Raw genomic sequence first — 13,471 nt, forward strand, 5'->3', positions numbered from 1 at the left:
ACGGTCCAGCCTCTCACGCAGGCGGTGACACACCCACCTGGTCAAATCGACCCGATTGGTCACCGTGCCGCTGCTCGCCGCACTGCCTGAAGACCGGTTGCGCGCGCTGTGGTCGGACTCGCTGCCGCCGCCACCGCGGCGGAGAGGTGCTGCGCAGGGTCGCCGTGATCGACGGCCGAGGGCACACGGCCACCCTCACCGGGCCTCAATTCCCCACGCCGAGGCCGGACATGAACGCCGAGGGGTATCGGTCGCCGCGTGCCGCGCCCGGTGGAACCGCCTTCTCGATCTCGGCGAGGTCGTCCGCGGTGAGGCGTACCTCCAGCGCCGGGAGCGCCTCGGCCAGCCGCTCCCGGGTGCGGGCGCCGACCAGCGGCACGATGTCCTCGCCCTGAGCGGCCACCCAGGCGATGGCCAGTTGGGCGACGGTGCACCCCTTCGCCTCCGCGATCCGGCGCAGGGCCTCCACGAGGGTGAGGTTGTGCTCCACATTGCCGTCGGAGAACCGCGGACTGAAGCCACGGGCGTCACCGGGACCCGCGGCACGGCCGGCGGACCAGTGCCCGGAGATCAGGCCGCGACTGAGCACGCCGTACGCGGTCAGGCCGATGCCGAGTTCGCGCAGTGTGGGCAGCACGTCCGTCTCCACCGCGCGGGAGATCAGCGAGTACTCGATCTGCAGATCGGCGACGGGATGCACGGCGTGCGCCCGGCGGATCGTGGCGGCGTCGACCTCCGAGAGGCCGAGGCGCCGCACATGTCCGGCGTCGATCATTTCCTTGATCGCGCCCACCGTCTCCTCGATGGGCACCGCGGGGTCCAGCCGGGCCGGACGGTAGATGTCGATGTGGTCGGTGCCGAGCCGGGCCAGTGAATAGGCCAGGAAGTTCTTCACCGCTTCGGGACGGCCGTCGTGCCCGCCGAACCCGGGGCCCGGTTCCCGCAGCATGCCGAATTTGACGCTCAGCCGGTAACTGTCCCGATCCCGGCCGCGCAGCGCCTCGGCGAGCAGCATCTCGTTGTGGCCCATCGCGTAGAAGTCGGCGGTGTCGATCAACGTGACTCCGGCCTCCAGCGCGGCGTGCACGGTGGCGATGCTCTCCGCGCGGTCGGCCGCACCGTAGGCGCCCGACATCGCCATCGCGCCCAGGCCCAGCGCGGAGACGGCCGGACCGGTGCTGCCCAGGGTTCGTGTCTGCATCGTCATTGCGTTCTCCCTCGTCCTCGTCGTCGGTCTGCCACCCACTGTGGGTCCGCGCCGCGGCGGACGGGAGCGGAGCGTTCATCATGGGAGTGCCGCTCCCTGGCTCGGCTCGCCCGCGCGAGGGACCATGGAGTCATGGAACGTGACCAGCTCGCGCACTTCCTGCGCCGCCGCCGGGAGGCGATCCGGCCGGCCGAGGTCGGCATCACCGACGGCCCCCGCCGCCGCACCACCGGCCTGCGCCGGGAAGAGGTGGCGATGCTCGCCGGTATGTCCGTGGACTACGTCGTACGCCTCGAACAGGGGCGCAGCAGTCAGCCGTCGGCCCAGCTCCTGGTCGCTCTGGCCCGGGCGTTGCGTCTCTCGGACGATGAGCGCGATCACTTGTTCCACTTGGCAGGACACCGGCCCCCGCCCGCCGACGGGGTGGCACGGCTGGCCCGTGCGGGGCTGATCCGCATGCTCGACCTGCTCGGCGACACCCCGGCCCTGGTCCTGTCCGACCTGGGCGAGGTCCTCGCCCAGAACCGGGCCGCCCTCCTGCTGTCGGGCGGCCACACCGACCACACCGGCGACCGGCGCTATGTCGTGTACCGCTGGTTCACCGACCCCGCCGCCCGCGCCGTCTGCCCGCCCGAGGAGCGGGAGCACCACGCCCGCCAGCTGGTGGCAGACCTGCGCGCGGCAGCCGGACGCCGGTCCGGCGACCCCACGGTCACCGGACTCGTCGACCGGCTGCAGGCCGCGAGCCCCGACTTCCGCAAGCTCTGGGCCGAGCACGAGGTGGCGGTCCGGCGTGCCGACCGCAAGACCTTCCAGCACCCGAGGGTGGGTCGCCTGCAGATGGACTGCGAGACCCTGGTCACCCCCGACCAGGGCCAGCAACTGCTGGTGCTCACTCCGGCGAACGCCGAGGCCCGCGAGCGGCTGGACCTGCTGCTCGTACTCGGCAGCCAGGAATTCCCCACCGGGCCCACCGCCCCGCCCGTACGGTGAAGCGGCCGATACCGGGCTGCCTGCCGGCGCACGGACGGCGTCACCGAGGACCGCACAACGGAACCACCGCTCGGCGCCGCAGACCTCGACTGTCCACGACATAGCAGGCCTCGTTGAGATGGTCCGGCGGAGTGACTATCTTCGTGGGGTGAGTGAGCGTGTGATGCAAGAGCCGACCTTGATGGTGCTGACAGCCCTCGCGGACGCACCGCGACATGGATACGCCATCGCCCAGGAGGTCAAGGCGATGACCGGCGGTCGCGTCGTGCTGCGTACGGGCGCCCTGTACGGGGCCCTGGACCGTCTGCTCGCCGACGGTCTGATCGACATCGAACGCGAGGAGGTCGCCGATGGCCGGGCCCGGCGGATCTTCACTTTGTCCGCGTCGGGACGCGAGCGGCTGACGGTGGAGGCCGAGCGCCTGGCCGCGGCGGCGAAGGAGGCCACTCGCCGCCTGTCCGTCACACGGCCGTCGGCGGCGACCACTTGATCGAGCGTGTGCTGCGGCTGTATCCCGCCGCCTACCGGCGGGCTCACGGCGGGGAGATCGCCGCGACCTACCGCGAGATGACCGCGGGCGAACCGCTGGGCTCGCGGCTGCGAGAAGGCGCAAGCCTGGCAGCGCACGCGATGAGGATGCGAACGGGCCTGGTGTCGGCCGCTCGCGCCTCGAAGGTTCTCGCTCCGGCGTATCCCTTCGCCCTGGCCGGTGCGGCCGCCGTCTGCGGCCTGCACCTTCTGCGTTGGTACGCCGGTCTGGTCATTTCGCCCACTCCGCTGTGGGTGCAGCTTCGAGTGGACCTGTCGGGAGCGTGGGGTGCGCTGCTGGTCTCGTCGCTGATCGGGTTCGCAGGAGCGGCGTCGGCGCTGGCCGGTCGGTGGCGCGCAGGGGTGCCCTGCACGGTGGTCGGACTGCTTTCCTTCGCGATGGCCGCGGTGGTCAGCGGGCCGGCCTTCGGTGACCCGGTCGTCACCCCGGCCGCACTGGTCCTGACGGCGGCCGTGGTGCTCGCCTGCCCGCCGGACCGACGCGTGGAGAGCATGGCGGCGGGCCGGGCGGGCATGGCAGGCGCGGTGATCGCGCTCGTCGTCGTACCGCGGGCGGCCGTCGACGCGCACGTCGTGCCGTGGGTCAGCACCGATTACGGGTGCTGGCCGCTGCTCGTCCTCGCCGCGGCCGGTGTCGCGCTGACCTGGCGCAGTGGATCACGAGGCGGCCTTGAGCTGGGAGCGATGGTCCTGGCATCCCCGCCCCTGCTCGCCCACGCCTACACCACGGCGTGGGGTGAGCCGAGCGCTGTCACGGGCCTGGCAGCCATACTTGCGGCCGCCGTCGTGGTCGCCGCGCTGGCCGGTCACCTGAGACGCCCCGAACGCACCCTCCCCTGAGCGGCCCGCCGCGCCCGGCCACCGGCCCGAACGGAGCCAGTGGCGTCCGCTCACTCACCACCCACTCGCCGGACACTCGTCAGCCTTCAATAGTCCGCTTGACGTAGCATTCCGTTCAACGGACTATTGGGTCCGTGTGAGAGGACGCTCATGCCGTTCACCCTGTCCCACCCCGCGGCCGTACTGCCGTTGATGCGACGCCCCTTCAGCCGGGCCGCCCTGGTCGCCGGAGCAGTCGCACCGGACATGCCCTACTTCGTCGTCACCACGGGCCTGCCCGTCAGCGCACAGTCCTGGTACGAACCGTTCACCAACGCCACGACCTCGCACACCGCTCTCGGCGCCGTCACCGTCTCCCTGCCGTACGCCCTCACACTGTGGGCCTTGCTCCGAGCCGGCCGCCGCCCTCTGGAGTCGCTCCTGTCGGCCCCCGCCGTGCCGTCGCCGCCCCGAACGACCGCCGCACTGACACGTCGAGCCGGGTGGGTCGTCCTGTCCGCCCTGATCGGCATCGCCACACACGTGGTCTGGGACGCCTTCACCCACCACGACGGCTTCTTCGTCACCCACGCGCCCTGGCTCACCTCCACACTGGCAGGCAGCCTCACTTGGGCGCGAGCACTGCAACACGTGAGCACGATCGGCGGCCTGGCGACCATCGCGGTGTACGTGTGGCGCGGGCGGCCCCGCCCTCTCGCCGACAGGGTCCACCCCGACCCCGGTAACGCGACGCTGCGCCCAGCCCTCCTCGCAACCACCCTGCTCGCGGCCGTCGGAGCCGTCACCCACGCCTGGTGGCTCACCGACCGCCCGACGGCGACACCCGGACCACCCCTCAGCGTCGTGATCGAAGGGACGCTGTCCGACGCGGCGAAAGGCGCGGGCGCCACCCTCATCGGCACCGCGGTCCTCTACGTCACCGCATGGTGGACCCGGCACGCCGTCACAACAGCCCGCGACGGCAGCGGAAGCAACTCCGTGCGCGACGACGCCGCACGGACGAACACCACCGTTTGACCCACCTCACCAGCAGCAGCGGCAGGCACTGAGCGGCTGATCGCGGACGCGTAGCCGCCGCGCCAAGGACGTACCGCTACTGAACTCCTCCACATTTCACGCACAATGAACACTTTAAGTTCACATTGGATATGCTCCAACAGCTCCATTCGCACCACTGAGGGGGATTCCCGCATGCGCATACGCTTCGTGCTGACCGCAGTTGCCACACTCGGCACCGTCGCCGCGCTCTCCACCGGCACCGCCCAGGCCGCCGAATACTCGTCCGCACTGAAGGTCAAGGGCGTCCAGTACGACGCACCCGGGACCGACTCCAACCGGTGCTCCGGGGGGAACACCAAGGACGAGTACCTGACCATCAAGAACTACTCCCGCACCGCGACGGTCAACCTCAAGGGCTACGTCGTCAAGGACGCCACGGGAAACAAGTTCACCTTCACGGCCAGCCACAAGCTGGAGCCCGGTGACTACGTGAAGCTGCGCGGCGGACGCAACACCGACTCCGACGCCGGCAACGTCGTGTACCGCCAGAACTGCAACTTCATCTGGAACAACGACAAGGACACCATCTACCTGTACAAGCCGAGCGGCTCCAGGGCGGACGTCCACTCCTACACCAAGAGTGCGAACGACCGCGACGGCAACGGCTACATCACGTACCACGGCTGACGCACCGCTTCCGCGCCCTCCTGCCGAACCTGCCGCAGGAGGGCGCTCGGGGGTGTGCAGTGATCACATCGCGAGACAGCCTTGCATCATGCCCCTGACCAGGCGTTGTCTCGCACGGTGAGTACCGAACGACCCCCACACCACGACAGCGACATCACAGGCGATCGCTCCGCGCGCCGTGCCGTCACCATCTTCCCCGTCCTCGTGCTGGCCGCAGGCGCCACGGGGCTGCTGCTCCCGGGCAGCTTCGTCGGCTGGGGCGAGTCGGTGCCCTACCTGCTGGGCGTGGTGATGTTCTGCATGGGCATCACGATGACACCGCAGGACTTCCGCGGTGTCGCCAAACGGCCCTGGGCGGTAGCCCTCGGACTCGTCGCGCACTACGTCATCATGCCGGGACTCGGCTGGGCCATCGCCCACCTCCTCCAACTCCCGCCGCAGCTCGCGGCGGGCGTCATCCTCGTCGGCTGCGCCCCCAGCGGCACCGCCTCGAACGTGGTGACGTATCTGGCGCGCGGTGACGTCGCACTGTCCGTCTCCGTGGCCACCGTCTCCACACTCGTGGCCCCGCTGGTCACCCCGCCTCTGACGCTGCTGCTGGCGGGCGAGTACCTGCCCGTCGACGCCGGATCCATGGTCGTCGACATCCTCAAGACCGTACTGCTGCCCGTCCTCGCGGGGCTCGCCGTGCGGCTCCTGGCAGGCCGCTACGTGCAACGAGCCCTGCCGGTACTGCCCTGGCTGTCCGCCCTGACCATCGCGGTGATCGTGACCGTGGTCGTGGCGGGCAGCGCCGACGCCATCAAGTCGGCCGCGCTGCTGGTGTTCGTCGCCGTCGTGCTCCACAACGGTCTCGGTCTGGCACTGGGTTACGGCGCGGGACGGCTCAGCAGGATGGGCGAACCGGCGAGCCGTGCCATGGCCTTCGAGGTCGGCATGCAGAACTCGGGACTGGCGGCTTCGCTGGCCACCGCCCACTTCAGCCCACTGGCAGCGCTGCCCGCCGCTGTCTTCTCCGTCTGGCACAACATCTCCGGCGCCCTCGCCGCCGCCTGGCTGTCACGCCGACGGGACTGACGTGCGGCGCACGCCTTGACCGTGGGAGTCGGAACGGCTTTCTGACCTCGCTGCCTGCAGAGTGCCTGGGGATGGCCGGTTCCCTCACTTGGTTGTCCAAATGTGCGTTTGTTGCAGAGGGCCGGACAGATGAGCATGTTGGCGTGAGCTGGGACAGGAGTGGGAGTGGGCCGTTCGATCCGCGAGGCGTACGTGACACCGCCGCCCTCGTTGTCCTCTTGCGCGATCTGAAGGAGCGATCCGGCCTGACCCTGCGCGAGTTGGAGGGGCGGGCCCAGGAACGGGGAGAGTTGCTGGCCCGCAGCACGGTCAGCGACATGCTCCGCGGAACCCGTCTGCCAGGCCCCGAGACGCTGGCCGCGTACGTCCGGGCCTGCGGTGCGGCCGAGGCGGACGTGCCCGCCTGGCTGGAGGCCAGGCAACGAGCCGAGGAGGGCGCGGACGGGCGGTCGCCGAACCTCGACCCCAGCCGCAGTTCCATTCCCACCCCGCCTCCCAGTCCCAGTCCCACTCGCAGTCCTGATCCTGATCCTGATGCCGGTCCCGAGCTCGGTGCAGCTCCCGATCCCGGCTCCGATCCCAGTCCTGGCCCCGGTCCCGGTCCCGCTCCCGCTCCCGCAGAGGTCGACAGCTCGGCGCCGCGGACGCGCCCGTGGGTGGCGGCCGTGCGGCTCGGCCGACTGCGGCGGCGGACGAGGCAGTGGGTCCTGGCCGGAGTGGTCGCGGCGGGCCTGGCCGCCGTCTTTGTGTGGACGCTCTCGACGGCCACGGGCTCCTCCCCCTCGGACGCGGACCCGCCCGCCGCCTCCGCCAGTCCGGAGACGGCGGCCACCAAGCCCCTGCGGGGTTTCGCGGAGATCCGCCCCGCCCGCTCGCCCCATCTGTGTCTCACCGAGGGGCGGGACACCCGGGGCGAATACCTGAACGCGGTCGCGGCGCAACTGCCCTGCGAAGAGGCCAGGCCTCCTCACACGTACCTCAGGCCCGTCGACCCCGCCGCGTCGCGGACGACGTACTTCATCGAGTGGCAGCACCCACAGCACGGCCCCGGCTGTCTCACTCTGCGCCGCGAGGGGCCGGGCCGGAACCTGCTGGAACCCTGGCCGTGGAAGAGCTGCGACGCCTCGCGGTCCTACCAGCACTTCAACATCGAGCCCGTCGGCCGAACCGCCTCCCGCTACCTCCTCCGTCTGGAGGGCACCCGTCGCTGCGTGGGCCTGCGGGACGACTCCACCAAGGCCGGAGCCGACGTCACGGTGGAGCCCTGTGACGGAACGGCGGACCAGGAGTTCCTGATCAGCTCGGCCGCCTGAGGCGGGCACCGACAGTCCATGATCGCCCTCCCCAGGTGCGACCGTCACCGTCGAGGGTTTGCTCTTCTGCAGCAGGTAGGCAGCAGGAGCAGGTAGGTGGCAGGCAGGTCTCGCCACGACCGCATCGGACTACTAATTGACATCTGTCGAATAGTGGTAACGTCGAGAGTCGCACCGGGTGACTGCCGGGCGTACCGGCCGAGCACGGGCCGACCTCTTCAACGGGAGTTTCCTGATGACTTCGCAAGCCACATCCAGTCCCGTGGTCCGCTACCTGGCTGTCACCTTCGACTGTCCTGATCCAGCCGCGTTGGCGCATTTCTACAGCGAGGCTCTCAGCGTGCCCGTCACCGTGTCCACGGACGACTTCGTACTGATCGGCCGTGAGGGTTCCCCCGGGCTGGGCTTCTACCGTCTGGACGACTACCGGGCGCCCACCTGGCCGGACTCGTCCGTCCAGAAGCAGGCTCATCTTGAGTTGGGCGTGGACGACCTGGACGCGGCCCAGGCCCGGCTCATCGCGCTCGGAGCTGCCGTGGCCGACGTACAACCGCTGCCCCAGCGACGCCGGATCCTGCTGGACCCCGCAGGTCACCCGTTCTGCATCACCCTCTGAGTGGTCGGCGGTTCGCGGCTTGTCAGTGGCTGGTGGCACGATCTCGGGCATGACATCGACCGACGAGCAGTTCGTTCACGAGACGGCCGCCAAGTACGGCGTTCCGGGCCCCGTCGCACAGGAGTTGACGGCCGGGTCCCGGCCGTGTCTCTATCTGGTGCCGCACAGCCGACTGCCTGCGTCTCGGCAGGAGGACACCCGTCCGGCCGCGCGAACGGGCGGGCTCCCCTCCTTGCCGGACGGGGTGGACTGGCCCGAGGGGAGAGAGCCGCTCGTACTGAGCGTCGACTGCGCGGCTCTGCCCCACGGTGCTCTGGACATCGAACTGCCCGCCGACGGCCACCTGTTGTTCTTCACCGAGATCGAGTACCCGCCGGAGTCGTCCTCGGTGCTCCATGTCCCTGCCGGATCACCCACCACCGAGCGCGCCGCGACGTACGACTTCGACGGTGAACCCATGCAGGTCAGGGTCTATGAACCACAAACCCTCTACCCCCTGCCCGGGCTGACCCTCGACGAGGACAGGCGAGACGCTCCGGCAACCCGCGCTTTCCTGGACGCCGACGGAAACGGCGACGTGCTGGACAGTTTCGAGGAAGCCGTCCTCGACGCGGTCTCCGGCGGAACGCGCCCCGGCGTCTGCGTGCAGATAGGCGGGTTCTCGAACTCGTGGGACGAGGCCCCTGACGAGGGTGACCTCGTACTCCTCGCGCAGATGGCCGGACAGGCGATCGACTACAACGTCTACACGATGAACCTGATCGTGGGCACCCGTCAGGACATCGCCGCCCGGGAGTACGGCAACCTCCAGTACGAGCAGCAGTGCTGAGCCGGTCCCTCGTCACGGGCCCGGGAGCGCCCCGCCCGTCACCGAATTCGGCGTGGGCGGCGACGCGTACGACGCCGCGTCCCGCACCGGTCGTACATCGGGTGGCATGATCCGTGTTCTTGCGGGCACTCGGGGCTCGTGCCACATGTACCTGCGGAGCTCGTTTCGCAAGTGAGGTTTGCTCTGGTTCAGGCCGGCTTCCAGGTGCTGAGCGACACGGAGCTCGGTGTCCCGGGATTGCGGGTGACCGAGGTGTCCGCGGGCGCTCTGGTCAGCTGGACGGCCTCGGAAGAATTCGCCTCGCTGGCTCGTGAGCGAGGTGGCTGTGCCGCGAGTGACGACAGCATACGGGTGATAGTGAAGGTCGCCGTGTCAGGGCTGCTGCTCCGGCTCGGGCACAGCGTCGCCGAAACGGTCGCCGAAGGCGATCTGCTGGTGCTGTCCGGCACGATCAACGCGCCGGACAGCGGTGATCGGAAGTAGCCGATGGGTGGAGATGGCCGACCGTATCGACGGCCTCGGCCCCTCCCCCGGCGCCGGTGTCACGTCCTGGGCTCGGCGCGACCGTGCTGAGGCCGGTGTCCACGGACTGAGTTTTCTCGGGAACGCCGTGGTGAGGGCGTGGAGGGCGAATGCGTCGGTCCGGTGTGCGGACATGTCGCGCCGACGGTGGGACGCTGGTCGTGTCCGGCCGTCGACGCGCGGATGTGCGGCAACGGCCGGAAAGCGCGAGGGACCCAGGTTTCCCCGGACCGGACCTCGCGCGAGGCGCCCTCCTGGCAGTGCGAGACGGCGGGAGTCGCCTCTCTGGGCGCGCCCGGAGAGCGGAGGCCGGAGCCGCGTAGTCGGCGATGCGGCTCCGGCCGACCTCGACAATCCGAAGCCGCCCAGGGACCGGGGGCCCGCGGTGCGGGCCACAGCCGCCTCGAATCGATCTGCACGGACACATCAGTCGTGTGTCCATGGACACGGCCGGTTTCCTCTGCCGGTCACCGGGCACCCGGTTCATGATCGGCCGTACAGCGGCAAGCCAGATCCGGCGCACCGCGCCGGATGAGAACGGAGGACCACCGTGTTGAAGGCAATCGCAGACGTTCTTCGCTCCATCGGCGGGGCCATCGCCACCGTCGTCACCCTGCCGTTTCGGGCCGTGGCACGACTGTTCGGCGGCGCCTCAAGCTCCGCCCACGGCCACCACTGACGGACCGGCTACGCGGCGACGTGGTAACGCGCCGACACCGCTGAAGTCCATGCCCGGTTGGACCCCCGTCCAACCGGGCATGCGCATGTCCGGACGAAGCCGGGGTGCGGCTGCATCCGACCAGGTCGGGTCTTGGACGCAATCTCCGTTCGCGCGGCGCAGAACGGAGGCCCGCAGGATCCCGACGGCCGCGGTTCCGCAAGTGAAGTGCGGGTCGGCAGCCGGTTCAGCAGCTGATCGCCACTCCGCTCACGAGCCTTCGCACGCGGCGCGGACCTCGTCCAACAGGACTTGATAGTCCTCGCCGTAGGTGGCCACCGCCGCGTACACCGCGTCCAGGGCCGCTTGGAGCGGGTCGGCCTCTGCCGCGCCTGTCACCATGTGCGGCTGCGACATCCGCAGGGATGGATCCGGCGGGCCCGACGTGACCGACACGATGCACTCGACCGGTCCGTCGACGGGCGGGCCCGGCAGCTGTGAAAGCCCCGGCAGAACCTGCAGCTCCGACACCTTCGTCAGGCCCGGCCGGGCCGGTGAACCGGGTGCGGTGGCCGCCGGGCCTGTCACGGGAGGCCGTGACACCCACTTCGGCCGGGGTGCGGGTCTGGATACTGCTGCGGGTGATCCGGGGATCGCGGGCGCGTCGAACGGAGGTCGCGCCGGAGGGACGGCTTCCCCGACGGTCCGGGCGGGGACGCTCGGATCACGGCTCAAGGTCTCCCACATATGTGCGGAGTCGTCGAAGGGCGGCGGCAGCGGACGCCGCTCGGCCAGGGCGGTGAGCGCCGCCGCAACCCAGTCCAGGCCGTCGAGTCCCGCCGCCGCGCACGCGCGCCGGGCCGCCAACAGCGCCACGCTGCGCTGGACTTCGGGGCCCGCGGTATCCAGCGCGTGCACAAGGGCGGCGTCGAAGCGGAGCAGGCCGCGGACGTTGCCGCCCACGGTGCGGAGCGCCTCGCTGGGCAACCGGCCGCCCCACCGCCACTGTTCGACGGCACGCAGCCGTTCCCGCTCGGCCTTCTCCCGCGCCTCTCGGGCCTGGCGCTCTGCCTCGGCGCGCTGTTCGGGCGTGGGGGGTGGTGGTTGCTTGCGGGCGTAGTCGTGCCAGTAGGCGGCGACCTCCGCAGTCTGCCGGATCACCTGGTCCGGGCCGGGCGGGGCGGGCCACAGCTGCAGGAGGTAGGAGTCCACCTGCGGCTCCTCGGACATGCGGGTGTCCTTGTTCCGGCCCTGGTCCATGCCCCGCGCGCAGTAGCGCACCCGGTAGCTGATCTCGGCCAGATCCAGCTCCCAAGTGTCCTCCGCCGCCCACTGCATGAGGGTGCTGCGCTCGGACACCGGGTGGAAGGAGACCTCCACCACGTCTTCCCACACCGGATCCACCGGTGGGGCGTCGTCATGGACCTCGACGGCGAAGCCGACCCGGCCCGTGTGCAGGCCGGTGGACAGCCACAGCGCACCGGGGATGGCGGCCCCGCACAGCCCCGCCGTCTGGCCCGCGAACGCTTCGGTCAGATCAGGGCCGAAGCTGTCGGGGTCGCTCTCGACATAGATCTGGCTGTAGTGCACGTACACCTCGCCCTCAACGGGTCTGCGCACCACTACGACCACCTCCACGCCGACGCCGGCCGACAGCGGCCTCTCCGGCCCCTCCGTAAGCGAATGATCATCGAGCCGAGGACGGGGGGACCGAGATCGCCCCCGGGAGACGCGTGCGGGCGCGTCCAGCGGTAATCCATGTCCAGCAGCCTAGAGACCACCACTGACAGTGCCGTTCCCTTGATGTCAGGAGGCGACCGCCGCCGGCTTCTCGTGAAGAGCCGACTGCGGCAGCGGCAGTCGGGCCGCCACCCGGAAGCCGCCGCAGGGTCGCGCCCCGGCGGTGAACTCCCCGTGCAGCAGGGCGACCCGCTCGCGCATGCCGACGAGGCCGTAACCGGCGCCGGACGCGCTGCCCGGCCCGCGGCCGGTATCGGTGATCTCCAGTGTCAACTCCGCGTCCCGGTGGTCGACGCGCACCAGGCAGGAGCGGGCGCCTGCGTGTCTCACCACGTTGGTCACCGCCTCCTGGACGATGCGGTACGCGGACAGGTCGATGTCCGGCGGCAGTGGCCGCCGCCGCCCATGCCACTCCACGACGACCCGGACCCCTGCCGCCGTGGTGGCCGCGGCCAGCCCGTCGACGTCCGACAGGTTCGGCGCTTCGTGCGGCCGGGCGCCCACGGGATCCGCCTGGCGCAGTGCGCCGAGCATCCGGCGCAGCCCGGACAGCGTCACCCGGCTGGCGTTCTCCACCTCGCCGAGCGCCTCCCGTGCCCGGGCCGGCTGCGTGTCGATGACTCGGCGGGCGGCGCCCGCCTGCAAGGCGACGATGCCCATGGTGTGCGCCACGATGTCGTGCAACTCGCGTGCTATGCGCAGGCGTTCGGCGGTGGTGGCCTGAATGGTGGCCTGGGCCTCGGACTGCTCGGCGTGGAGCCGGGACTGCCGGGCGGAGTTGCCGATGAGCCAGGCGACGAGCACCGTGAGGGCCACGGCGAGCTGGGCCGCGGTGTTCATGCTGCCGCCCTGGGACAGCCGTACCGTCAACGGGATCATCAGTACGGTGAGTGCCATCGCGGCCGCGCAGGCCGAAGTCCGTCGCGTTGCGGTGGCCGCGACGAAGTACAGGGCGACGTCCGGTGCCAGGAACTGCACCAGCGGGAACTCGTCGGCCTGGCCGAGCAGCGACGCCCCGAAGACCGAGCCGAGCAGCAGGAGGAGGTAGGCCAGGAGTGGTCGACGCCGCAGGAGCCGACAAGCGGTCAGCACGAGGGCTGCGGCACCCAGCAGGATCGGCCCGCTGATGTACGTCAGGGCGAAGTCGGGGGTGATCTGGTTGTCGCCGACGTAGTCGCCCGGCAGAAGCCAGAACTCGTCGATGTACGCGAAGCCCATGGCACCGCCCCAGACGACCGCCGTCCAGTGGCCGGGCGACAGACGCCTGAGCAGCGGCAGATGACCGGAATGCGCTGACATGGCACGAGCATAGGTGTGCCCGCGCTCCAGGTCATCGGCCCGTGGGCGTACGACCACGGATGACAGACAGCGTTCCCGTTCCTGCCTCAGGTCGACGCGACGGTGGTTCCTGCCTCAGGTCGACGCGACGGTGGCGGCCCGA

Annotated in this window: 14 protein-coding genes; 11 read left to right on the plus strand and 3 right to left on the minus strand. The window is 70.5% G+C overall.

Annotated elements, in window-relative coordinates:
• Positions 1–205: 205 nt before the first annotated feature.
• Positions 206–1,201, minus strand: coding sequence for an aldo/keto reductase (locus OHS59_RS02615; protein ID WP_328499021.1), 996 nt, complete (start codon positions 1,199–1,201; stop codon positions 206–208).
• A gap of 138 nt (positions 1,202–1,339) precedes the next feature.
• On the opposite strand from OHS59_RS02615, the gene OHS59_RS02620 reads away from it, so the two are divergent.
• From OHS59_RS02620 to OHS59_RS02670, 11 genes are all read left to right on the plus strand, one after another.
• Complete coding sequence (locus OHS59_RS02620; RefSeq protein WP_328491743.1) at positions 1,340–2,200, plus strand: helix-turn-helix transcriptional regulator; 861 nt, start codon at positions 1,340–1,342, stop codon at positions 2,198–2,200.
• 148 nt (positions 2,201–2,348) lie between these two features.
• Positions 2,349–2,690, plus strand: coding sequence for a PadR family transcriptional regulator (locus OHS59_RS02625; protein WP_443061373.1), 342 nt, complete (start codon positions 2,349–2,351; stop codon positions 2,688–2,690).
• On the plus strand, positions 2,687–3,589 hold the full coding sequence (locus tag OHS59_RS02630; protein ID WP_328491744.1) for a hypothetical protein: 903 nt from the start codon (positions 2,687–2,689) through the stop codon (positions 3,587–3,589). The genes OHS59_RS02625 and OHS59_RS02630 overlap by 4 nt, the downstream gene beginning before the upstream one ends.
• A gap of 150 nt (positions 3,590–3,739) precedes the next feature.
• Positions 3,740–4,606, plus strand: coding sequence for a DUF4184 family protein (locus tag OHS59_RS02635; RefSeq protein WP_328491745.1), 867 nt, complete (start codon positions 3,740–3,742; stop codon positions 4,604–4,606).
• A gap of 174 nt (positions 4,607–4,780) precedes the next feature.
• The gene (locus OHS59_RS02640) at positions 4,781–5,275 is read left to right on the plus strand and encodes a lamin tail domain-containing protein (protein ID WP_328491746.1); all 495 of its coding nucleotides are present in this window, start codon (positions 4,781–4,783) and stop codon (positions 5,273–5,275) included.
• A 117-nt stretch (positions 5,276–5,392) separates the two neighbouring features.
• Positions 5,393–6,352 (plus strand): bile acid:sodium symporter family protein, encoded by a 960-nt coding sequence (locus tag OHS59_RS02645; RefSeq protein ID WP_328491747.1) that lies wholly within the window; start codon positions 5,393–5,395, stop codon positions 6,350–6,352.
• Between the two features lie 218 nt (positions 6,353–6,570).
• Positions 6,571–7,665: a helix-turn-helix domain-containing protein gene (locus OHS59_RS02650; RefSeq protein WP_328491748.1), complete on the plus strand. Its 1,095-nt coding sequence runs from the start codon at positions 6,571–6,573 to the stop codon at positions 7,663–7,665.
• Positions 7,666–7,900: 235 nt separating this feature from the next.
• Complete coding sequence (locus tag OHS59_RS02655; RefSeq protein ID WP_328491749.1) at positions 7,901–8,281, plus strand: VOC family protein; 381 nt, start codon at positions 7,901–7,903, stop codon at positions 8,279–8,281.
• A 49-nt stretch (positions 8,282–8,330) separates the two neighbouring features.
• A complete protein-coding gene (locus OHS59_RS02660; protein ID WP_328491750.1) occupies positions 8,331–9,110 on the plus strand; it encodes a DUF1963 domain-containing protein in 780 nt (259 codons plus the stop codon).
• 171 nt (positions 9,111–9,281) lie between these two features.
• The gene (locus OHS59_RS02665) at positions 9,282–9,593 is read left to right on the plus strand and encodes a hypothetical protein (RefSeq protein ID WP_328491751.1); all 312 of its coding nucleotides are present in this window, start codon (positions 9,282–9,284) and stop codon (positions 9,591–9,593) included.
• A 589-nt stretch (positions 9,594–10,182) separates the two neighbouring features.
• The gene (locus tag OHS59_RS02670; protein WP_263973004.1) at positions 10,183–10,311 is read left to right on the plus strand and encodes an LPFR motif small protein; all 129 of its coding nucleotides are present in this window, start codon (positions 10,183–10,185) and stop codon (positions 10,309–10,311) included.
• A gap of 249 nt (positions 10,312–10,560) precedes the next feature.
• Here the strand turns inward: OHS59_RS02670 and OHS59_RS02675 are convergent, their stop codons facing one another.
• Both OHS59_RS02675 and OHS59_RS02680 read right to left on the minus strand, forming a co-directional pair.
• Entirely contained in the window at positions 10,561–11,910 is a 1,350-nt protein-coding gene (locus tag OHS59_RS02675) for a hypothetical protein (RefSeq protein ID WP_328491752.1), read from the minus strand.
• A 186-nt stretch (positions 11,911–12,096) separates the two neighbouring features.
• The gene (locus OHS59_RS02680) at positions 12,097–13,329 is read right to left on the minus strand and encodes a sensor histidine kinase (RefSeq protein ID WP_328491753.1); all 1,233 of its coding nucleotides are present in this window, start codon (positions 13,327–13,329) and stop codon (positions 12,097–12,099) included.
• Positions 13,330–13,471 lie beyond the last annotated feature (142 nt).

Source organism: Streptomyces sp. NBC_00414, from assembly GCF_036038375.1.
GTDB lineage: Bacteria > Actinomycetota > Actinomycetes > Streptomycetales > Streptomycetaceae > Streptomyces.